Source organism: Citrobacter sp. Cpo142 (assembly GCF_030332425.1).
Taxonomy (GTDB): Bacteria; Pseudomonadota; Gammaproteobacteria; order Enterobacterales; family Enterobacteriaceae; genus Citrobacter; species Citrobacter portucalensis.
In genome coordinates this window covers 67,517-87,872 of sequence record NZ_JAOWHW010000126.1, presented here as the reverse complement: position 1 = coordinate 87,872, position 20,356 = coordinate 67,517, and the positions used below count along the sequence as shown (strand labels likewise).

The following is a 20,356-nucleotide window of genomic DNA, read 5'->3' as shown; positions in this document are numbered from 1 at the left end:
CTCATTATCGTAAATTTTATCTCGTCGAGCGTTACTAATGAGGTTTAATTTGAAAGATATTGTTTTGAAGTCGAAACTTGAAATGGCTAAAACTCTTTATGCTAATGGTGTGAGTTTATATTATATCTCACTTGCCACAGGCTTAAGTTGGCGTGTATTAATGACAGAATTAACGTTCATCGCCAGTCATGAAAATATTCGACAAAAATCTAACGCTCACGTACCCAAACTTTAAATAATTCACCTGTCTATTACCATCCTACAAAATTTGAAAGGTAACGTTAATATGTATATTTCGCCACTTCCGGTCGCCACGGACTCTGATGTTGATAAACTTAGAGATGATATTGCTAATAAACTTTTATTCACTATTGGCAAAGATCCCGCAATCGCCACGAAACGGGAGTGGCTTAATGCGACGTTATATGCGGTACGCGATCGGATGGTCGAGTGCTGGCACCGTTCTAATCGGGCGCAATTCTCTCAGGATGCGCGCCAGGTATATTATCTGTCGATGGAATTTTTAATTGGTCGTACGCTATCCAATGCATTGCTCTCTTTAGGTATTTATGACGAAGTCAGAAGCGCGCTGGAGGCAATGGGGCTTGATCTGGAAGAACTGATTGATGAAGAAAACGATCCCGGGTTAGGTAATGGTGGTCTCGGTCGTCTGGCGGCCTGCTTCCTTGATTCACTGGCGACGCTTGGGTTGCCGGGATGTGGATACGGTATTCGTTATAACTACGGTATGTTCAAACAAAATATCGTTAACGGTGTACAAAAAGAGTCGCTGGATTATTGGCTGGAATACGGTAATCCCTGGGAGTTCAAACGTCATAATACGCATTATAAAGTACGTTTTGGCGGGCGTGTTCAACAGGAGGGGAATAAAACCCGCTGGCTTGAAACTGAGGATATTCTGGCCGTGGCGCATGATCAAATTATTCCAGGTTATGCGACGGACACGACTAATACGTTACGCTTGTGGAACGTGCAGGTGAATAGCGAAGTTAATGCGGGCAAACTGAATCAGCAGGCCGACTTTGCTACTGAAGTGGAAAACAAATACCACTTCGATCGTATCTCGCGGGTTTTGTACCCGGATGATTCCACCGATGCGGGGCGTGAATTGCGTTTACGCCAGGCCTATTTCCTGGCCTCGGCGACGATTCAGGATATTCTGAATCGTCATTATCAGTTGCACAAAACATACGATAATCTGGCCGATAAAATTGCGATTCACCTTAATGATACGCATCCGGTACTGGCGATCCCTGAGTTGATGCGTTTATTGATTGATCATCATCAGTTTAGTTGGGATAACGCGTTTGACGTGACCTGTCAGATTTTTTCTTATACCAACCATACGTTGATGAGTGAGGCGCTGGAGACCTGGCCAGTAGAAATGCTAAGTCGAATTTTGCCGCGCCATTTGCAGATTATTTTTGAGATTAACGATCGTTTTCTGAAGACCTTACAGGAACGTTATCGTAATGACAGCGATCTACTGAAACGTGTGTCGTTAATTGATGAATCCAATGGTCGCGTCGTTCGTATGGCCTGGCTGGCAGTAGTTGTCAGTCATAAGGTTAACGGCGTGTCGGCATTGCATTCAAAACTGATGACCGAATCACTGTTTGCAGATTTTGCGAATATATTTCCCCTGCGTTTCACCAACGTAACCAATGGTGTGACTGCGCGTCGTTGGCTGGCGCTGGCGAATCCACCGCTTGCCAAAGTGCTGGACGAAAATATCGGTGACAGCTGGCGGACTAAATTAATGCAGTTGGGCGAGCTGAAGCAGTTTATAGATTATCCGTCGGTGAATGAGGCTGTGCATCGTGCGAAACGTGAAAATAAGCAGCGGCTGGCGCACCATATTGCCACTCACTACGGCGTGGTGGTGAATCCTGATGCGCTGTTTGATGTGCAGGTGAAACGCATCCACGAGTACAAGCGGCAACTCATGAATGTGCTCCACGTTATTACACGTTATAACCGGATCAAAGCCGCGCCGGATGCCAACTGGGTACCGCGAGTGAATATCTTTGCCGGAAAAGCAGCCTCCTCTTATCACATGGCAAAACAAATTATTCGCTTGATTAACGATGTGGCGCAGTTAGTCAATAACGATCCGCAGATTGGCGGCAAACTGAAAGTAGTATTTATTCCGGATTACAGCGTCAGTCTTGCTCAGCTAATTATTCCGGCAGCCGATCTGTCAGAGCAAATTTCCCTGGCCGGGACGGAAGCCTCCGGGACCAGTAATATGAAATTCGGTATGAATGGTGCGCTGACTATCGGTACGCTTGACGGTGCGAATATCGAAATGCGCGAATACGTTGGGGAAGATAACATCTTTATCTTTGGCAATACGGCGAATCAGGTTGAAACTCTGCGACGTGATGGCTATGACCCGAGGCACATCTTTGAAAAAGATGAGGAACTTCATCAGGTGCTGACGCAAATCGGTACGGGGGTGTTCAGTCCGCAGGAGCCAGGGCGTTATAGAGAGGTGTTGGATTCATTGATTAACTTCGGCGACTACTATCAGGTGTTGGCCGATTATCGCAGCTATGTAGATTGCCAGGATTCGGTGGACGAGTTGTATCGTACTCCCCGGGAGTGGACGACAAAAACCATGCACAATATTGCTAACATGGGGTATTTCTCGTCGGACAGAACGGTTCAGGAATATGCCGACCATATCTGGCGCATCGCAAAAATTCGCGTGTAGCCAGTATTTCTAACGCTCAGCCTCCCTGGTTTTCATAACAGGGAGGCTGTTTGCAAATCAGCCAGAATAGGGGCGAGGATCTTGTAGGTATTGCTTTCTTTGCGCGATGAGGCAAACACGCTAAATTGTGGCAAGGGAAACGGAGTGTTTATTTTTTTTAGTCCATACAGGTGAGCGTGTGTTTCAAATACCTTTTCCGGGATCACCCCTAAACAATGGGTATTGGACACAATCGTCAGTATCGCTGTAAACGATGAGGTAAGCAGGCAGCGTTCTCCGGTTCTGAATTTTTTATCCACAATACTGCGATGATAAATGATTTTCTCATTCTTAGTATTGTAACCGACCAGGTTAGCGTTTCTGAATTGCGCTTCACTGATGGTGTTACCATATAAAGAATTATTCTGCGAGGCTGCCAGCACCAGGCGCATATCGCATATTTTATGGCATGAAAGACTTGCTGACTCTACAGCAAAGGTAGAAAAAACGGCATCTGCCTGACGCATATTCAACAGTTCAATAATACTCTGTTCATTCAGGTCGGCGGTGAGGTGCAGGAGGCTGATATCGGCGTCAGTCTCGATTATTCTGGCGGTGACATCTGGAATAACGATAGGGGAAATAAAAGATTCCGTATAAAGCGTTAACCTTTTTTTGGCGGCAGGCGTGGAAAGCGGCATCAGCGTTGACAGCTTATCGATAATTGGGATTGTATTATCATACAGCTCATCAGAATAGACCGTCGGTAACAGCGCATTCCCGCTACGGACAAACAGATTATCACCCATCATTTCGCGCAGTTTTCTTAATGACTGGCTAACGGCGGAAGGCGAGATGTTCAGCATGTCAGCGACTCTGGAGATGCTACCCACGCTATAGATCAAACAGAAAATGGTCAGCAGATTGAGATCTATTTTTGATAGTGTGCGTATTTTTTCTGCATCATTTGCTTTCGACATAGACCCCTCATCATCAACGCCATGGCAGTAACCACATCAGGTATAGCAAAAAATATCAGACGAGTCAGACACTGAGCGCCTTCGATAAACTACAGAATGAAGTTGTAACATTGTAAATTATGTTAAGCAATTGGGCTTTATTGATGTAGGACATCTATTTGTTCAAAAAACAACCATACTATTAAGTTGCACCATAGTTGGAAAGAGGAGGAACAAAGTATGGTTGTTGACAGACTGAGAACCGATCTTCTCAACAAATTGATAAACGCCCGTATCGAACTTGCCGCTTATCTGCAGTTGAGAAAAGCGAAAGGCTACATGTCAGTTAGCGAGAGCGATCGCCTGCGTGATGTTTTTTTTGCACTGAATCGCGAATTGCACGAGCAATCACAGCTTCACGGTATGCATCTTGATCAGGAAGAGTGGAATGCCCTTCATCGTGCTGAAGGGGCGTTAGCCGCCGCCGCTGTTTGTCTTATGAGTGGACATCACGATTGTCCAACGTTTATCGCCGTTAACGCAGAGAAACTGGAAAACTGCCTGACAACGCTGACGCTGAGTATCCAGAGTTTGCAATCTTACCCAACGCTGGAACACGTCTGAATCAGGGGGAGGGCGCTCCCCCTTTTCGTCAAGATTATGTAAATGTAGCGGGATAATTCCCCTTGCTGGCTACGCTTTAAGCAGAGCCATTAAGGAGGTGTTATGCGTCGACTCTTTCTCTGTGCTGCCTCATTCGCGTTACTTTCATCTTATGCCGCTGCGGTAAAGGTAGAAGTCCTGCAAACTAAACTCGATCACCCATGGTCACTGGCTTTTTTACCCGATAACCGCGGTATGCTCATTACGCTCAAAGGTGGACAACTTCGACTCTGGCAGCCTGATAAAGGGCTTTCCGACCCGCTGACCGGCGTACCAAAAGTCTGGGCGAATGGTCAGGGCGGACTGCTTGATGTGGTGTTAGCACCGGATTTTGCACAATCTCGCCGGGTATGGCTAAGCTTCGCTGAAGCTGACCGCGAAGGCAAAGCGGGCACCGCGGTAGGCTACGGGCGATTGAGTGACGATCTCAAACATCTGCAAGGATTTCAGACCGTTTTTCGCCAACAGCCAAAGCTTTCCACCGGGAACCATTTTGGTGGACGTCTGGTATTTGATGGTAACGGTTATCTGTTTATTGGCCTGGGAGAGAATAATCAACGCGCTACCGCCCAGGACCTGGATAAATTGCAGGGTAAATTAGTCAGACTGACCGACGAGGGCAAAATTCCGCCGGATAATCCGTTTGTGAACAAGGCGGGAGCGCGGGCAGAGATTTGGTCGTATGGCATCCGCAACCCGCAGGGGATGGCGATGAATCCGTGGAGTGATGTGCTGTGGCTCAATGAGCATGGTCCACGCGGAGGCGATGAGATTAATATCCCCGAGAAAGGGAAAAACTACGGCTGGCCTATCGCGACCTGGGGGGTTAACTACAGTGGTTTGAAAATTCCCGAAGCAAAAGGTCAAATTGTTGCTGGCACGGAACAACCCATCTTTTACTGGGAAAAGTCGCCGGCGGTTAGTGGAATGGCTTTTTACAATAGCGATACCTTCCCACAGTGGCGGCAGAAGTTGTTCATCGGCGCGTTGAAAGATAAAGAAGTGATCGTGCTGAGCGTTAAAGGGAATACGGTTACTGAGGATGGTCGTCTGTTGCAGGACAGGGGGCAGCGGATCCGTGATGTGCGCGTCGGACCAGACGGTTATTTGTACGTGTTAACCGACGAGTCCGACGGGGAATTACTTAAAGTGAGTCCCTGATTTGGTTAGCTGACCGGGATCATCACGATTTTTTGAAACGCCGGGCGCTCGGTCAGTTGTTGATACCAGCGTTCCAGATGCGGGCGCGGGGTCCAGCTCAGGCCAACGTTGAACAGGTTATAGATGAACGGTGCCACAGCGATATCCGCGGTGCCAAATTCAGCCCCGGAGAACCATGGCTGGTCTGTCAGCGCGTTATCCAGAATGGCAAACAGGTTATCGCAAACTTGCTTACTTGCCTCAATGGCCGCCATATCGCGCTGATCGGCAGGTGTTCTGACCAAACCAAATAAGATAACCCGATGCGCAGGGCTTAGCGTCTGATTTGCCCAGTCCATCCATTTTTCACCGACAGCGCGCGCGGCCGGGGCGTCAATCCACAAACGTTTTTGTCCGTACTGAGCGGCCAGATAGCGGACAATGGTATTGGATTCCCACAGAACAACGTCCGTTTCATCATCGCGTAGTAGCGGGACCAGTCCGTTCGGGTTCAGTGCCAGATAGTCGGCATCGCGGTTACCGCCATGCTGCCCGCCTGCCAGAATTTGGTTATATGGCAGTTCCAGTTCCTCGAGCGTCCACAATACTTTTTTTACGTTGGTCGAGTTATTGCGACCCCACAGTGTAATCATAGTAACCCCGCAAATTAATTGAGCAGCTTTATGGCTGCAGATGCCATCTGACTAGCTCACATGGTGGGGTAAACCTAATATTTACGCAACAAAGTCTAAAAAAATCGTGCCAGGAGCAGCGCAGCGCGGCGTTATTGCATAAACTTTAAAAACTTTACCAACTTACGGTTTCTTTAAGCTCGTTAGTGCGTTATTACTCACCGCACTTATTTTACACGTCATCCATCAGACTTTTTCTGCATGGGTTGGTCGAGGTCGCTTGGCCGGTTTTGTGTAAACACGGTGTGGTATGACGTGGTTTTTTGGAATGGATACTCGGGTGGCATTTATGACGCAATACTTCTCTTCACTTCGCAGCTTTGCTGCAGGTTCTGCACTCTTAATCCTTTTGGTGCCGACCGTACAGGCGGCGGAGCAACCGACGGCCCCGCCGAGCGTGGACGCGCGCGCGTGGATTCTGATGGATTACGCCAGCGGCAAGGTGCTGGCGGAAGGTAATGCTGATGAGAAACTGGATCCTGCCAGTCTGACCAAAATCATGACCAGCTATGTGGTTGGGCAGGCGCTGAAGGCCGGAAAAATTAACCTCAACGACATGGTCACCGTGGGCAAAGACGCCTGGGCGACCGGTAATCCGGCCCTGCGCGGTTCGTCGGTCATGTTCCTCAAGCCCGGCGATCAGGTTGCGGTGTCCGATTTGAATAAAGGCGTTATCATTCAGTCAGGTAACGATGCCTGTATTGCACTCGCTGATTACGTTGCCGGCAGCCAGGAATCCTTTATTGGTCTGATGAACGGCTATGCGAAAAAACTGGGGCTGACTAACACGACTTTCCAGACGGTGCACGGCCTGGATGCGGCAGGACAGTTCAGTACCGCACGTGATATGGCGCTGCTCGGGAAGGCGTTAATCCACGATGTGCCGGAAGAGTACGCTATTCACAAAGAGAAAGAATTTACCTTCAATAAAATACGTCAACCGAACCGCAACCGTCTGTTGTGGAGCACCAACCTGAACGTGGATGGTATGAAAACCGGGACCACTGCCGGGGCGGGATACAACCTGGTGGCCTCCGCGACCCAGGGCGATATGCGCCTGATCTCCGTGGTGCTGGGAGCAAAAACCGACCGCATTCGTTTTAATGAGTCAGAAAAGCTGCTGACCTGGGGCTTCCGCTTTTTTGAAACCGTTACGCCGATCAAGCCGGATGCGACTTTCGTGACCCAGCGCGTCTGGTTTGGCGATAAGAGTGAAGTGAATTTGGGCGCCGGAGAAGGGGGTTCTGTGACCATTCCGCGTGGCCAGCTCAAAAACCTGAAGGCCAGCTTTATCCTGACTGAACCACAGCTAACAGCACCGCTGAAGAAAGGTCAGGTTGTGGGCACTATCGACTTCCAGTTGAACGGAAAATCCATTGAGCAGCGTCCGTTGATGGTGATGGAAGATGTGGAAGAGGGTGGTTTCTTTAGCCGCATGTGGGACTTTGTGATGATGAAATTCCACCAGTGGTTTGGTGGTTGGTTCTCTTAATCTTATCTATTGCCGGATGGCGCAATCGCCGTCCGGCAGTATCTGTTAGTACTTCAGCGTGATACGTTGCGCTTTAGCGTACTCAACAAACGCATCGTCAGGGCGGTTATCACTGATGATGGTATCAAAGCGTTTTAATTCCCCCATCCTTGCAGGTCGCACCTTACCAAACTTGCTGTGATCGACCACCAAAACGTGATGCTGCGCCATCGACATTGCCCAGTGCTTCACCGGCAGTTCTTCCAGATTAAAGCAGGTCGCGCCTTTTTCGATGTGAACACCTGCTGCGGAATAAAAGGCGATATCCGGACAGAGGTTGTTCAGCGTTTCCTGGAAATCGAGCGGTTTAAAAATCGCGTTACTGGCATGGAATTCACCACCACACAGAATGACGCGGCACTGCGGTTTTTCCTGCAGTACCAGAAACGTATTCAACGAGTAGCAGATTGCGGTGAAGGGCAGTTCATTGTCGATCGCTTCAATGATCCACGGCGTGGTCGTACCGCAATCGAAAAAGATGGTCTGATGCGCCTGCACGAGACTCGCCGCCTGCTGGGCAGCGCGACGCTTTTCATCAACCAGACGGGATTTTTGATCGCTGATTAAATAGTGGTTAGCGCTGCGGGGTTCCAGAACAATATAGCCCCCGAGCAGCACGACGGGAGCATCATGATTATTCAGGTCGCGACGAATGGTCATCTCAGATACGCCCAGCAACGTCGCGGCTTCTTTGAGGTGTAATTTATCGCTGCGTTTCAGCGCCTGCAGTAATTGACCAATACGCTCGTCGCGTCGAGTTTCCATAGTTCCCCTGGAGAATAGAGTAAGTGCTCAGTTTCGCGCTTAATACTACTCTTTTTACCGTGGGTTAGTCACGTACCCAACCTTTACGGATGGGGAGGGCGAAGCAGGTGCGATAGCACGTCTGCAAGCCGAGGTACAGGGTTGCGCCAAAGCGCTGCCAGATCATCTGGGCGCTCAGACAGCCGATCAACCCGGCCAGTAATCCGCCCAGCATATCCAGCGGCCAGTGTACCCCAAGGTAGACCCGTGACCACGCAATCGCCACGGCAACGGCCATCAGCAGAGCCCCCGTCCACAAGCGATGCCAGAACAGAAAGGCCAGAGCAAAGGTAAAGATAACCGTACCGTGGTCGCTCGGGAAAGAGTCATCTGCCGCATGGTGCAGGAAGTTATAGCCGATGTGGTTAACGAACGGACGATCGTGGGGGAAAAGATGCCCCATCAGCCAGGAAATCGTCAGACCGACTACTAACGCAATGGCCATTTTGATGACCAACTGGCGCTGGAGCGTAACCTGACCACGAGGTCCCCAAAGCCAGAGCACAACGGCTAACAGCGGCACAATGCTGATCAGATCTTTGGCAATGAAAATGGCGAGCGAAATTGCCCATTGCGCAGAGTCGGGTGTTGCATTGATCAAGTAAAAAAGAGAATTGTTCAGATTTTCCAGCATAACGTCCAGACTCAGTGTAATCGTTAAAAAGACCCATTTGGGAAGAGCATAAAATTGCTTTCACGGGATAAAAAGCGGTCTTGTCTTATTTGCCTGTTAAATGACGATTTTTAAGACAATTTATGAGGCTTATTGAGCATGATAGCGGTCTCAACTTAAATTAACCTTAAAGCAAAATGTTCTTGAGCAAATGAGTGTAAAAATGTGCGCATTTTGCTTTCAAATCACATAATTCACTATCACCAGTACGGCGCATTTATTACACTTTGCGCGATTTTTCTATAGTTAAGAGATTGCATGCAGAACCGTTTATCTTCAGGCGTCCGTTTGGGGCGTCAGGCATTACTTTTCCCGCTCTGTCTGGTGCTTTACGAATTCTCCACTTATATCGGCAACGATATGATCCAGCCCGGAATGTTGGCGGTGGTGGCGCAATATAACGCCGGATTAGATTGGGTACCTACGTCTATGACCGCCTATCTGGCAGGCGGCATGTTTTTGCAGTGGTTGTTAGGACCGCTGTCGGACCGTATTGGTCGTCGCCCGGTAATGTTAACCGGCGTGATCTGGTTCATCGTTACCTGCCTTGCAACCCTGCTTGCACAGAATATTGAGCAATTTACCTTCCTGCGTTTTTTGCAGGGGATAAGCCTGTGCTTTATTGGTGCGGTGGGTTACGCCGCCATTCAGGAATCCTTTGAAGAAGCGGTCTGCATAAAAATTACCGCGCTGATGGCAAACGTGGCGCTGATTGCGCCACTGCTGGGTCCGTTGGTAGGCGCAGCCTGGGTACATGTTCTGCCGTGGGAAGGGATGTTTATCCTGTTTGCTGCTCTGGCGGCCATCTCCTTTTTTGGTCTGCAACGCGCGATGCCGGAAACGGCAACCCGGCTTGGTGAAAAGCTGTCCATTAAAGAGTTGGGCAAGGATTATAAGCTGGTGCTGAGGAACGTGCGCTTCGTTGCAGGCGCACTGGCGTTGGGTTTTGTCAGCCTGCCGTTACTGGCGTGGATTGCGCAGTCCCCGATTATTATCATCAGCGGTGAACATCTCAGCAGCTACGAATATGGTCTGTTGCAGGTGCCGATTTTTGGCGCGTTGATTGCCGGTAACCTGGTGCTGGCGCGTCTGACTTCGCGAAAAACCGTGCGTTCGCTAATTATCATGGGCGGCTGGCCAATCGCCGTTGGCCTGATTATTGCCGCTGCGGCCACGGTGGTGTCATCCCATGCATATCTATGGATGACGGCGGGTTTGAGTATCTATGCGTTTGGCATTGGCGTGGCGAATGCGGGGCTGGTGCGCCTGACGCTGTTTGCCAGCGAAATGAGTAAGGGTACCGTTTCTGCCGCAATGGGTATGCTGCAGATGCTGATTTTTACCGTTGGTATTGAGCTGAGTAAACACGCGTATCTGCTGGGAGGGAACGGCTTGTTCAGCTTGTTCAATCTGGCAAGCGGCGTACTGTGGCTGATTCTGATGGTTATCTTCCTGAAAGATAAACGGGTAGGGAATTCCCGGGAAGGTTAAGGACCGGATTTCCGCAATCCAGCGCATATGAGCATAATGACGCCGATAAATTCATCATTATGTTGATAAGAGAATCACGCTGTAGGCCGGATAAGCGAAGCGCCATCCGGCGGCCTGTAGCAAATTGCCGGATGGCGGCGTAAACGCCTTATCCGGCCTACCGCTCACCAAAGATCTTAACTGACCAGTATTACGGTTGTCCGGGCCTGGCGACAACTTAGTGGTGGTCGTCAATCTGATGTTCGATAACCATCCCTTCACCGACGCTTGCCACATGTCGCGCATAAGGATGTGCGCGATAGACAGGGGCCGGAGCAGGCGCTGGAGCAACATATACCGTTTGTGGTGCGGTCGTTACGCTGACCGCCTGGGGCACGCTGACGGAAGAGGGTACTACCACCACTTTATAACCGCTGGGGACATCAACGGTAACGCTTTGTGCAAATGTTGTCCCCGCAAAGCCCAGCAACAATGTCGCCATCAGTACACTTTTCTTCATGATCCGCTCGCCTGAAATATTCACTGGAAGTAATAATCCAGCGGGTTAATTTGAGGCGGATTATGAATAGATCATGCCATCATTTTGTTGCCGTCTGTGCTGAGCCGTTAATGCGTAAACGGTGCTTCATTCTTTAACACGCGGTCGATAATATCCAGAACGCCCTCTTCGTTGTTCGAGCCTGCGCGATATTTTGCCGCCTCGATCACCGGCTCATGGGCGTTGGCCATTGCAAAACTAAATCCTGCCTGACGCAGCATCTCAATATCATTTCCGCCATCGCCAAACACAACAACTTCATTGTCGTTAATATTCCAGCGTTGTTGCAGCAGGCGCAGACCGTTAGCCTTATGCACGCCGGGAATTATTAAGTCGATGCTGCCGTAGCCGGTATGAACCGGTACCATAATATCGCCAATCGCCTCGTGGAGATCGGCCTGTACCTGTGGAATTCGGTCGTCGGAAATATTCAGCCCGAACTTGAAGAAAACGTCGCTGAGGTTGTCAAAATTATCTACAAATTCAAGACGATGATAATACATGGCGGAAACGTTCTTATGCTCATCGCTGTACTGTTTCAATGTATAGGCGCTGTTTTTACCACAGGCAATAATGTCGATATCGGCGCGGGTCAGCAGATGCTCTACGATGGCATGGAAATCGTCTTTAGCCAGTTCGCCGTTAAAGACATCTTCTCCTTCACTGACCACCCAACCACCGTTTTCGGCGACAAATGAGATCTCATTGGCCAGTTCGGGGAAAAAGGAAATCAACTGATAATATTGGTTGCCGCTGGCGACCACAAAGCGGATCCCTTGTTCTTTCATCTGGCGGTATTGCGCCATAAAGCGCTCACGGTTATAGGTTTTTTGGTCGCTTAAAAATGTGCCGTCCATGTCGACTGCAATTAATTTGATACTCATTAGCTGTTCTCCATCACCGTAGTATTTTTGAGATCCGGTTTCGCTACCGCTTTCGCGACGACGGCGGCGACAAGCACCAGCGCCAGCACCACTAACATAGCGCTGCGCAGGCCATAGTGTTCACCCAGATAGCCCAGCAGCGGCGGTCCAACAAGGAACGCCAGGTAACCGGTGGTCGCCACAACGCTGACGCGGGTTGGGGCATCGGGACCGGTGTCGCTGGCAGCTGAAATGGTCAGCGGGAAGCCGAGCGATGCGCCGAGTCCCCACAGAATAACGGACACACCGGCCACCCAAGAGCTGTCGACAAAAATAATCAGGCTAATCCCGAGAGCGCCCATCAGTGCACTGGCGCGCACCACCGCAACGCGGCTGTAACGGTCGATGAACCAGCCACCGGTAAATCGCCCAACGGTCATACCCAGCGTAAAACCGGCATAAATCAGCGAGCCTGATGTCGGGCTAAATCCATGTCCGTCCACCATTAACAGTGGAAGCCAGTCGTTGGCGGAACCTTCAGCAAATGCCATCGCCAGCACTACAACGCCGATCAGCAATAGCTGGATATCACGATAAAAAGGCAGTCCTTTTTCACCGGAGTGAGAACCGTCAGCGGCATTTTTGCCCGTGCCGTCAGGAATAGCTTTGATGGCGATGAAAATAGGTGTGATAGCAACCATTGCAGCCAAAAGAATATGCGCGGTAGCCGGGACGCTGAAGGCGGTAAGCATCATTCCAACTCCAGCCCCTGCCAACGTTCCCAGGCTGTAAAAACCGTGCATCATCGGCAGCACGGTTTTGTTCATTTCGCGCTCAACTGCCGCACCTTCGACGTTGATGGCAACTTCTGCCGCGCCAAAGCTGGCGCCAAATACGCCCAGGCCAAACGCGAAAAGCCATGCGGAATGCAGCCAGAGCGCTACGCTGAGGATCGCCATTCCGAGAACGGCACAAGACATGGTGGTGCGGATCACCTTACGCGTGCCAAATCGTTTCACCAGCCAGGCCGAACAAAGTATGCCACTCATCGAACCAATAGAGAGCCCAAACAACACCGCGCCCATTTCGGCAGTGGAGATGGAGAGAATATCTCTGATGGCAGGGGTACGCGTTGCCCAGGAGGCCATTAATAATCCTGGTAAAAAGAAGAACGTGAACAGCGCCCAGGTGCGACGTCTTAAGGCTTTGCGTGATGAGATGCCAGTCATGAATTCGGGCCAAAGAAAAGAGGGAAGGAGACAACATTAGCAAGACTGTGTACATTTGTACACAAATGCAATAAGAGGAAATGTAGTGCGACGTGCAAACGATCCGCAGCGGCGGGAAAAAATAGTTCAGGCGACTCTGGATGCAGTAATAGCCCATGGTATTCATGGGGTTACACACCGTAAAATCGCTATGATTGCCGAGGTGCCACTGGGTTCTATGACCTATTACTTTTCGGGAATTGATGAGCTTTTGATGGAGGCATTTGGCCGTTTTACTGACAGGATGATGCTGCAATATCAGGACTTTTTTGCCGATGTTAAGGATTCGTCGCAGGCTTGCCATGCCATTACCGATATGATTTACGGCTCTCAGGTTACAACGCCTGATAATATGGAGCTCATGTATCAGCTGTATGCTTTTGCCAGCCGTAAACCAGCGTTGAAAACGGTGATGCAGAACTGGATGCTACGCAGCCAACAAACGCTGGAGCAGTGGTTTGACCCGGTTACGGCGCGAGCGCTGGATGCGTTTATTGAAGGAATGACGCTGCATTTTGTAACGGACAAAAAACCGCTGCAGCGAGAAGATATCTTGCTGATGGTGGAGCGTATCGCAGGGATACCCGCGACAGTCAGCTGTGCGTAGCGCCTCCGGTAATATTCACCACCGTCGCGGTCATGGCGCTGGCATGATCTGAAGAGAGAAAGGTCATGACCTCAGCGATTTGTGCAAGCGTAGGCAGGCGCGCGAGCATGGTACTTTGCGCCGCACCCCCTAACCATTGATCGACGGTTAAACCCATTGACTGTGCTTTAGCGGAGAAAATTTCTCCGGTATAGGAGCCAGCTGCAACAGCATCCACAATCGCATGCGAGCGCACGCCGACGACCCGGATATTTGCCGGTCCTACCTCGCTGGCGAGCGCTTTAATAAAAGTCTCTGTTCCTGCACAACCAACAATATGACCCAGATGACCAGGCATCGCCATCGGAGCCGCGGGGGCAACAACGCTGAGAATGACGCCCGCACGATTGCCGCCCATGTGCGGCGTTACGGCTTTAGCGATATTGAACTGCGCCGAGAGGAAAGGGGTGATGCCGCTCATAAACTCAGAGAGGGATAATGCGTCAAGGTGTTTGCCCTGTTCGTGCATAAATCCCGTTGCGTTAACCACCACATCTATTCCACCAGTTTGCTGCGCAAGGCGGGTAACTTCCTTCGATGCGTTGTGCTCGTCGAGTACATCGGTGATAAAGGTTTCGACTGTACCACCTGTCGTTCGGATAACACTGGCCGTCCGATCAAGTTTTTCCTGGCTGCGAGCACCCAGACACACATGGGCTCCTTCGCGTGCCATGGCCTGCGCAACCGCACTACCAATAGCCCCGCTACCACCAAAAATTACTGCGACTTTGCCAGTAAGCAACATGACTAACCCCCATCCCCGATAAAGCACCGTTTTAAAGTATGTGCCATAACCGGCATGCTGCAAATTTGGGAGGAGTTTCAGAGGTGGAAGGCGATGAACGCAAATTTCAGGTAACAAAAAACCCATCAACCTTGAACCAAAACGGCGGGGTTGATGGGCTCCACAAATTGGGGACATCAAAGAAAAGCAGTGGCAATAGTTATGACTGACGCCTTGAAGAAAAGTTCTGCTTACCTGCAAAAAATTTTTCAATTAAGGGAAAATTTCAGTGCTAACCAAGACCAGGCCATACGATGACGATGAGTGTCCCCGCTAATGTCAGCAGAACGTTGGCAATCGCGTAGGTCCCTGCATAACCTAACGCAGGGATGTTGCTGCGTGCGGTGTCGCTGATGATTTCCATTGCCGGAGCACAGGTACGTGCGCCCATCATGGCACCAAACAGCAGGGCGCGGTTCATGCGTAATACGTAAGCACCAAACAAGAAACAGATGACAACTGGAACCAGGCTGACCACCAGGCCGGCAATCAACATTTGACCACCGACGGCACCCAGGCCATTACCAATGCCACTGCCTGCGCTTAAACCGACGCCTGCCATGAATACCATCAGGCCAAACTCTTTCACCATATTCAGCGCACCCTGTGGGATATAGCCAAATGTGGGGTGGTTGGCTCGCAGGAAGCCCAGCATGATCCCAGCGAACAGCAGTCCAGCCGCATTCCCGATGCCGAAGCTGAAATTACTGAACTGGAATGTGATCATCCCGATCATCAGACCGATGATAAAGAAGGCGCAGAAGGCAAGCAGATCGGTCACCTGACTGTGAATTGAAATGAAGCCGATACGATCGGCAATGGTTTTCACGCGACGAGCATCACCGCTGACCTGCAACACGTCGCCTTTATTGAGCACGACGTTGTCATCGATAGGCATTTCAATCTGGCTGCGGATCACGCGGTTCAGGAAACAACCGTGGTCGGTCAGTTTCAACTGGGCCAGGCGACGACCAACGGCATTGTGGTTTTTTACCACAATTTCTTCAGTGACGATGCGCATATCGAGCAGATCGCGATCGAACACCTCTTTACCGTTACGGAAGCTGGGATCGAGGCGAGCATGGGCGTCCGGATAACCCACCAGGGCTATCTCATCGCCCATTTGCAATACCGCGTCGCCATCCGGGTTGGCCAGAATGCCGTTGCGACGGATGCGTTCAATGTAACAACCGGTCTGGCGATAAATACCCAGTTCGCGCAGATTTTTACCATCGGCCCATGCCACCAGCTCAGGGCCAACGCGATAGGCGCGGATCACCGGGAGGTACACTTTACGATTAGCGTCGGTATCCAGACCTCGTTCACGCGCGATTTGTTGGGCGCTGGTTTGCAGGTCCTGATGCTGCAGTTTCGGCAAATAGCGCGCACCAACAATCAGGCTGACCAGACCGATCAAATAGGTGAGGGCGTAACCCAGGCTCAGGTTATCGAGAGCGCTTGAAAGTTGTGTCCCTGTCATTCCTGAATGGCGCAAGGTATCACCCGCGCCGACCAGCACCGGCGTTGAGGTCATCGAGCCAGCCAGCATGCCCGCCGTCAGGCCGATATCCCAGCCAAATAGCTTACCCAGCCCCAGCGCGATCAGCATTGCGCTACCGACCATCACCAGGGCAAGCATTAGATAATTTTTCCCATCGCGAAAAAAAATCGAAAAAAAGTTGGGACCGGCTTCGACGCCGACGCAAAAAATAAACAGCATAAAGCCGAGATTTAATGCATCGGTGTTAATACTAAAGTGCTGCTGACCTAATAATAGGGAGACCACTAAAACGCCAATGGAATTACCGAGTTGGACTGAACCCAGACGTAATTTGCCCAGACACAGGCCCAGAGCCAGGACCACAAATAATAACAGGATGTAATTCCCATTTAACAAATCTGCGACGTTTATATTCACGGAGACTAACTTCTTGTTTACTAGTAAGCTATTGAAAGAAATGGCAATTTACGCTAATGTTTTTGCCAGAAATTAAGGGGCGATAGCATCGTACACAGCCCCGAATAATGCAGCATAACAATATATGCGGTTAGTTTAATCTCATTACGTATCAACGGCTATAAGAATCGTGTGGGTGTGTTTTTGGCATGGAATGCCGAGTTACTTTATCTGACTGGACGCCTGCGGGCGAAAAGAGTGTTCGATAGAGAATGTGTCAGGAGGAACGATTGAAACATAAGCAAAGTTGGGCGAGTGCGGTCTGCTGCTTTGTGCTCTTTATTGTGGTGTGTCTTTCATTAACGCTGAACGTGAAAGGGGCATTCAGAGCGGCAGGGCATCCTGAGGTCGGATTGTTGTTTTTTATCTTACCTGGTGCTGCAGCAAGCTTTTTTTCCCATCGTCGGGAAGTGCTCAAACCCCTGCTTGGTGCAATGTTGGCGGCGCCGTGCTGCCTGTTACTGATGCGGTTCGTTTTTATGCCGACGCGTTCATTGTGGCAAGAGCTGGCGTGGTTGTTTAGTGCGGTGTTTTGGTGCGCGCTTGGCGCATTATGTTTTTTATTTATCAGTAGCTTATTCAATCAGCATCAACGGCGGAAAAAGAACTGATGACGCCCTCAAGGTGAGGGCGTAGAAACCGCTATCAGGCGAACAGATTCATGTTCTCTTTTGCCCAAGCTTCAAAATCCGTGCAGCCGCCGATGTGTTTTTGATCGACAAAAATCTGCGGAACGGTTTCAACTGGCTTACCTACCGTCTTTTCCAGATCTGCTTTGGTAATTCCTTCAGCATGGATATCAATGTAGCGGAAGTTAAAATCGTCATGCTCACTGCTTAATTTTTCTGCTAATTCTTTTGCGCGCACGCAATACGGGCACCCTGGGCGACCAAAAATAACGGCAAACATCTCTTTCTCCTCGAACTTATCAGGCCGGATGGCAATACTGGTTATGATGCCGCGATTTGTGACGGATGGAAAGCAGGTTCAGCCTGTTGCTTTGATATCCTCAAGCTATATCTGTTAAACACGGCAAGCCGGAACGTTTTATAATGGAAGCCATTTCGCCGGGAGGCCGCGTATGCGCACAATTGGTGTATTACCCAAAAGCGTATTGATGCTGGAAATAATTGGGATGGTTTTGTTATCGCTGGCACTGCTATCGCTTAACGATTACCTCACCTTGCCCGCACCGCTTAACAGCCCGTTAGCCTGCGTGGTGATGATATTTCTGGGCGTACTGCTGATGCTCCCTGCTGCGGTGGCGTTGATGTGGCGTGTTGCTCAACTGCTGGCACCGCAACTGATGTCTCGCACACCCGGTGATTCAACTGATTCAGACAGAGACAAAAGAGATGACTCCAACCATTGATTTACTCCGCAGCCACCGTTCCATTCGCCATTTTACTGATGATGCCATTTCGGATGCACAGCGTGAGGCGATTATTGCCGCCGCTCAGGGAACGTCAAGCTCCAGTTTTCTACAGTGCACGACGATCATTCGCATAACGGATAAATCTCTGCGCGAATCGCTGGCTACCTTATCTGGCGGCCAAAAGCATGTGGCGCAGGCCGCTGAGTTCTGGGTGTTTTGCGCTGATTTTAATCGTCATTTGCAGATTTGCCCTGACGCGCAACTTGGGCTGGCGGAACAGTTGCTGCTGGGCGTGGTTGATACTGCAATGATGGCGCAAAATGCGTTGACGGCGGCAGAGTCGCTGGGACTTGGCGGCGTGTTTATTGGTGGCCTGCGTAACAATATTGAGCCGGTCACCGAACTGCTGAAGCTTCCGCAACATGTTCTTCCGCTCTTTGGTTTGTGCCTCGGCTGGCCTGCGGATAACCCGGATATCAAGCCGCGGCTGCCCGCGTCGCTTGTGGTGCACGAAAATCAATATCAGCCACTCAACAGCGATGTGTTGGCGCAATATGATGAGCAGCTCGCGCAGTACTATCTGACCCGAGGCAGCAATACCCGCCGCGACACCTGGAGCGATCATATTCGCCGTACCATCATTAAAGAAAGTCGCCCCTTTATCCTGGAATATTTGCATAAACAGGGATGGGCCACGCGCTAAAGATTTTAACCCAGTGTATGATACGCCAGCTTTTACCAGGTCATTCAGAGAGGTGCAGGGTGAAAATTGCCATTTTGTCCCGGGACGGAACGCTCTATTCTTGTAAACGCCTGCGTGAAGCGGCGATGCAGCGCGGTCACCTGGTTGAAGTTATCGATCCCCTTTCTTGCTATATGAACATCAGCCCAGCGGCATCCTCTATTCATTACAAGGGCCGTCAGCTTCCTCATTTCGATGCGGTGATCCCGCGGATTGGTTCCGCGATTACCTTTTATGGGACGGCGGCGCTGCGCCAGTTTGAGATGCTGGGTAGCTATCCGTTGAATGAATCGGTAGCGATTACGCGAGCGCGCGATAAGCTGCGTTCTCTACAGCTGCTGGCGCGTCAGGGAATTGATTTACCCATCACCGGAATTGCTCACTCTCCGGACGATACCAGCGACATGATTGACATGGTTGGCGGTGCGCCGTTGGTGGTGAAACTGGTTGAAGGCACCCAGGGTATTGGCGTGGTGCTGGCGGAAACGCGGCAGGCTGCAGAAAGTGTGGTAGATGCGTTTCGTGGGGTGAATGCCCATATTCTGGTTCAGGAATATATCAAAGAAGCGAAGGGGCGCGATATTCGCTGTTTCGTGGTGGGCGATGAAGTAGTGGCCGCCATTGAACGACGGGCTAAAGAGGGCGATTTTCGTTCTAATCTCCATCGCGGTGGTGTGGCGACTATTGCGAGTATCACGCCGCGCGAAAGAGAAATTGCGCTCAAAGCCGCCCGGACTATGGGCCTGGACGTTGCAGGCGTTGATATTCTGCGCGCTGATCGAGGGCCACTGGTCATGGAGGTCAACGCGTCTCCGGGGCTGGAAGGCGTAGAGAAAACTACCGGGATAGACATTGCCGCGAAAATGATCCAGTGGATCGAGCGCCATGCTACTCCTGAATTTTGTCTTAAAATCGGCGGCTAAGCGCAATATCGATTGCGATCGTGGTATGACACGCTCTTTTTGCGTAAGCTGTGCCGGTATTTTTTTCATCAATAGAGGTCGCACATTATTATGACATCACTGGTCGTTCCCACTCTGGATACGTTGCGTCAATGGCTCGACGACCTGGGCATGAGTTTTTTTGAATGCGATACCTGTCAGGCGCTGCACTTGCCACACATGCAGAATTTTGACGGCATCTTTGATGCAAAAGTTGATTTGGTCGATAACGTCATTCTGTTTTCTGCGATGGCGGAAGTCAGACCTTCTGCACTGCTGCCACTGGCAGCCGATCTGTCTGCGATCAATGCCAGTTCACTGACGGTGAAAGCTTTTCTGGATATGCAGGATGATAATCTGCCAAAGCTGGTGGTTTGCCAGTCTTTATCCGTTACGCCGGGCGTGACGTTTGAGCAGTTTGAATGTTTTGTTCGCCAGAGCGAAGAGCAGATATCGATGGTGATCCTTGAAGCCGGTGCGCATCAGCTGTTATTTAATGCTGAAGAAGATGCGCAAAACAGCACCGCTGAAATTCATTTCCTCCATTAATTCTTCCTGAATCTGGACATATAT

General features: G+C 50.4%; 21 protein-coding genes. 11 read left to right on the top strand and 10 right to left on the bottom strand.

What is annotated here, in order from left to right:
* The first annotated feature begins 286 nt into the window (after window positions 1-286).
* Complete coding sequence (gene glgP, locus OGY18_RS15365; protein WP_286553534.1) at window positions 287-2,737, top strand: glycogen phosphorylase; 2,451 nt, start codon at window positions 287-289, stop codon at window positions 2,735-2,737.
* A 32-nt stretch (window positions 2,738-2,769) separates the two neighbouring features.
* Here glgP and OGY18_RS15360 read toward each other — a convergent pair whose 3' ends face one another.
* Complete coding sequence (locus tag OGY18_RS15360; RefSeq protein ID WP_275398796.1) at window positions 2,770-3,696, bottom strand: LysR family transcriptional regulator; 927 nt, start codon at window positions 3,694-3,696, stop codon at window positions 2,770-2,772.
* Window positions 3,697-3,915: 219 nt separating this feature from the next.
* Between OGY18_RS15360 and bssR the strand changes: the two genes are divergently transcribed.
* Both bssR and OGY18_RS15350 read left to right on the top strand, forming a co-directional pair.
* Window positions 3,916-4,299, top strand: coding sequence for a biofilm formation regulator BssR (bssR, locus tag OGY18_RS15355; protein ID WP_008784229.1), 384 nt, complete (start codon window positions 3,916-3,918; stop codon window positions 4,297-4,299).
* Window positions 4,300-4,401: 102 nt separating this feature from the next.
* Window positions 4,402-5,499 carry a PQQ-dependent sugar dehydrogenase gene (locus tag OGY18_RS15350; RefSeq protein ID WP_286546911.1) on the top strand — a complete coding sequence of 366 codons (1,098 nt, stop codon included), beginning with the start codon at window positions 4,402-4,404 and terminating at the stop codon, window positions 5,497-5,499.
* Window positions 5,500-5,504: 5 nt separating this feature from the next.
* On the opposite strand, the gene OGY18_RS15345 is transcribed toward OGY18_RS15350, so the two are convergent.
* Window positions 5,505-6,131 (bottom strand): glutathione S-transferase family protein, encoded by a 627-nt coding sequence (locus tag OGY18_RS15345; RefSeq protein WP_149281396.1) that lies wholly within the window; start codon window positions 6,129-6,131, stop codon window positions 5,505-5,507.
* 328 nt (window positions 6,132-6,459) lie between these two features.
* Here OGY18_RS15345 and dacC point away from each other — a divergent pair, with 328 nt between their 5' ends.
* Entirely contained in the window at window positions 6,460-7,662 is a 1,203-nt protein-coding gene (gene dacC / locus OGY18_RS15340) for a serine-type D-Ala-D-Ala carboxypeptidase (RefSeq protein ID WP_286553738.1), read from the top strand.
* 45 nt (window positions 7,663-7,707) lie between these two features.
* On the opposite strand, the gene deoR is transcribed toward dacC, so the two are convergent.
* The gene (deoR, locus tag OGY18_RS15335; protein ID WP_003831632.1) at window positions 7,708-8,466 is read right to left on the bottom strand and encodes a DNA-binding transcriptional repressor DeoR; all 759 of its coding nucleotides are present in this window, start codon (window positions 8,464-8,466) and stop codon (window positions 7,708-7,710) included.
* 64 nt (window positions 8,467-8,530) lie between these two features.
* The gene (ybjG, locus tag OGY18_RS15330) at window positions 8,531-9,139 is read right to left on the bottom strand and encodes an undecaprenyl-diphosphate phosphatase (protein ID WP_149281397.1); all 609 of its coding nucleotides are present in this window, start codon (window positions 9,137-9,139) and stop codon (window positions 8,531-8,533) included.
* Between the two features lie 297 nt (window positions 9,140-9,436).
* Here ybjG and OGY18_RS15325 point away from each other — a divergent pair, with 297 nt between their 5' ends.
* On the top strand, window positions 9,437-10,669 hold the full coding sequence (locus OGY18_RS15325; RefSeq protein ID WP_008784235.1) for an MFS transporter: 1,233 nt from the start codon (window positions 9,437-9,439) through the stop codon (window positions 10,667-10,669).
* 217 nt (window positions 10,670-10,886) lie between these two features.
* On the opposite strand, the gene OGY18_RS15320 is transcribed toward OGY18_RS15325, so the two are convergent.
* The 3 genes from OGY18_RS15320 to OGY18_RS15310 all read right to left on the bottom strand — a co-directional run bounded on the left by OGY18_RS15320 (window position 10,887) and on the right by OGY18_RS15310 (window position 13,299).
* On the bottom strand, window positions 10,887-11,168 hold the full coding sequence (locus OGY18_RS15320) for a hypothetical protein (protein WP_003831642.1): 282 nt from the start codon (window positions 11,166-11,168) through the stop codon (window positions 10,887-10,889).
* A gap of 107 nt (window positions 11,169-11,275) precedes the next feature.
* Window positions 11,276-12,091, bottom strand: coding sequence for a Cof-type HAD-IIB family hydrolase (locus OGY18_RS15315; protein ID WP_003831644.1), 816 nt, complete (start codon window positions 12,089-12,091; stop codon window positions 11,276-11,278).
* Window positions 12,091-13,299: an MFS transporter gene (locus tag OGY18_RS15310; protein WP_032934393.1), complete on the bottom strand. Its 1,209-nt coding sequence runs from the start codon at window positions 13,297-13,299 to the stop codon at window positions 12,091-12,093. The genes OGY18_RS15315 and OGY18_RS15310 overlap by 1 nt, the downstream gene beginning before the upstream one ends.
* An 85-nt stretch (window positions 13,300-13,384) precedes the next feature.
* Between OGY18_RS15310 and OGY18_RS15305 the strand changes: the two genes are divergently transcribed.
* Window positions 13,385-13,945 (top strand): TetR/AcrR family transcriptional regulator, encoded by a 561-nt coding sequence (locus OGY18_RS15305; RefSeq protein WP_126318696.1) that lies wholly within the window; start codon window positions 13,385-13,387, stop codon window positions 13,943-13,945.
* Here the strand turns inward: OGY18_RS15305 and OGY18_RS15300 are convergent.
* Window positions 13,932-14,729 carry an SDR family NAD(P)-dependent oxidoreductase gene (locus OGY18_RS15300; RefSeq protein ID WP_286553530.1) on the bottom strand — a complete coding sequence of 266 codons (798 nt, stop codon included), beginning with the start codon at window positions 14,727-14,729 and terminating at the stop codon, window positions 13,932-13,934. The two genes, OGY18_RS15305 and OGY18_RS15300, sit on opposite strands and share 14 nt — an antisense overlap.
* 271 nt (window positions 14,730-15,000) lie before the next feature.
* Window positions 15,001-16,686 carry an aspartate:alanine antiporter gene (locus OGY18_RS15295; RefSeq protein WP_003831652.1) on the bottom strand — a complete coding sequence of 562 codons (1,686 nt, stop codon included), beginning with the start codon at window positions 16,684-16,686 and terminating at the stop codon, window positions 15,001-15,003.
* A gap of 269 nt (window positions 16,687-16,955) precedes the next feature.
* Between OGY18_RS15295 and OGY18_RS15290 the strand changes: the two genes are divergently transcribed.
* Entirely contained in the window at window positions 16,956-17,336 is a 381-nt protein-coding gene (locus OGY18_RS15290; RefSeq protein ID WP_003035356.1) for an inner membrane protein YbjM, read from the top strand.
* A 34-nt stretch (window positions 17,337-17,370) separates the two neighbouring features.
* Here the strand turns inward: OGY18_RS15290 and OGY18_RS15285 are convergent, their stop codons facing one another.
* The gene (locus tag OGY18_RS15285) at window positions 17,371-17,634 is read right to left on the bottom strand and encodes a GrxA family glutaredoxin (RefSeq protein WP_003035358.1); all 264 of its coding nucleotides are present in this window, start codon (window positions 17,632-17,634) and stop codon (window positions 17,371-17,373) included.
* A 172-nt stretch (window positions 17,635-17,806) separates the two neighbouring features.
* Between OGY18_RS15285 and OGY18_RS15280 the strand changes: the two genes are divergently transcribed.
* The 4 genes from OGY18_RS15280 (at window position 17,807) to OGY18_RS15265 (ending at window position 20,332) form a co-directional block, all read left to right on the top strand.
* Window positions 17,807-18,097 (top strand): DUF1418 family protein, encoded by a 291-nt coding sequence (locus OGY18_RS15280; protein WP_003831656.1) that lies wholly within the window; start codon window positions 17,807-17,809, stop codon window positions 18,095-18,097.
* Window positions 18,081-18,803, top strand: coding sequence for a nitroreductase NfsA (gene nfsA / locus OGY18_RS15275; RefSeq protein ID WP_048235739.1), 723 nt, complete (start codon window positions 18,081-18,083; stop codon window positions 18,801-18,803). The genes OGY18_RS15280 and nfsA overlap by 17 nt, the downstream gene beginning before the upstream one ends.
* A 59-nt stretch (window positions 18,804-18,862) precedes the next feature.
* Window positions 18,863-19,765, top strand: coding sequence for a 30S ribosomal protein S6--L-glutamate ligase (gene rimK / locus OGY18_RS15270; protein WP_003831660.1), 903 nt, complete (start codon window positions 18,863-18,865; stop codon window positions 19,763-19,765).
* Between the two features lie 90 nt (window positions 19,766-19,855).
* On the top strand, window positions 19,856-20,332 hold the full coding sequence (locus OGY18_RS15265) for a type III secretion system chaperone family protein (protein ID WP_003831662.1): 477 nt from the start codon (window positions 19,856-19,858) through the stop codon (window positions 20,330-20,332).
* The last annotated feature ends 24 nt before the right edge of the window (window positions 20,333-20,356 follow it).

What these genes read in the sequence shown, in the direction of transcription:
- glgP (WP_286553534.1), top strand. Translation starts at nt 287, where the DNA reads ATGTATATTTCGCCACTTCCGGTCGCCACGGACTCTGATGTTGATAAA.
- OGY18_RS15360 (WP_275398796.1), bottom strand. Translation starts at nt 3,696, where the DNA reads ATGTCGAAAGCAAATGATGCAGAAAAAATACGCACACTATCAAAAATA.
- bssR (WP_008784229.1), top strand. Translation starts at nt 3,916, where the DNA reads ATGGTTGTTGACAGACTGAGAACCGATCTTCTCAACAAATTGATAAAC.
- OGY18_RS15350 (WP_286546911.1), top strand. Translation starts at nt 4,402, where the DNA reads ATGCGTCGACTCTTTCTCTGTGCTGCCTCATTCGCGTTACTTTCATCT.
- OGY18_RS15345 (WP_149281396.1), bottom strand. Translation starts at nt 6,131, where the DNA reads ATGATTACACTGTGGGGTCGCAATAACTCGACCAACGTAAAAAAAGTA.
- dacC (WP_286553738.1), top strand. Translation starts at nt 6,460, where the DNA reads ATGACGCAATACTTCTCTTCACTTCGCAGCTTTGCTGCAGGTTCTGCA.
- deoR (WP_003831632.1), bottom strand. Translation starts at nt 8,466, where the DNA reads ATGGAAACTCGACGCGACGAGCGTATTGGTCAATTACTGCAGGCGCTG.
- ybjG (WP_149281397.1), bottom strand. Translation starts at nt 9,139, where the DNA reads ATGCTGGAAAATCTGAACAATTCTCTTTTTTACTTGATCAATGCAACA.
- OGY18_RS15325 (WP_008784235.1), top strand. Translation starts at nt 9,437, where the DNA reads ATGCAGAACCGTTTATCTTCAGGCGTCCGTTTGGGGCGTCAGGCATTA.
- OGY18_RS15320 (WP_003831642.1), bottom strand. Translation starts at nt 11,168, where the DNA reads ATGAAGAAAAGTGTACTGATGGCGACATTGTTGCTGGGCTTTGCGGGG.
- OGY18_RS15315 (WP_003831644.1), bottom strand. Translation starts at nt 12,091, where the DNA reads ATGAGTATCAAATTAATTGCAGTCGACATGGACGGCACATTTTTAAGC.
- OGY18_RS15310 (WP_032934393.1), bottom strand. Translation starts at nt 13,299, where the DNA reads ATGACTGGCATCTCATCACGCAAAGCCTTAAGACGTCGCACCTGGGCG.
- OGY18_RS15300 (WP_286553530.1), bottom strand. Translation starts at nt 14,729, where the DNA reads ATGTTGCTTACTGGCAAAGTCGCAGTAATTTTTGGTGGTAGCGGGGCT.
- OGY18_RS15285 (WP_003035358.1), bottom strand. Translation starts at nt 17,634, where the DNA reads ATGTTTGCCGTTATTTTTGGTCGCCCAGGGTGCCCGTATTGCGTGCGC.
- OGY18_RS15280 (WP_003831656.1), top strand. Translation starts at nt 17,807, where the DNA reads ATGCGCACAATTGGTGTATTACCCAAAAGCGTATTGATGCTGGAAATA.
- nfsA (WP_048235739.1), top strand. Translation starts at nt 18,081, where the DNA reads ATGACTCCAACCATTGATTTACTCCGCAGCCACCGTTCCATTCGCCAT.
- OGY18_RS15265 (WP_003831662.1), top strand. Translation starts at nt 19,856, where the DNA reads ATGACATCACTGGTCGTTCCCACTCTGGATACGTTGCGTCAATGGCTC.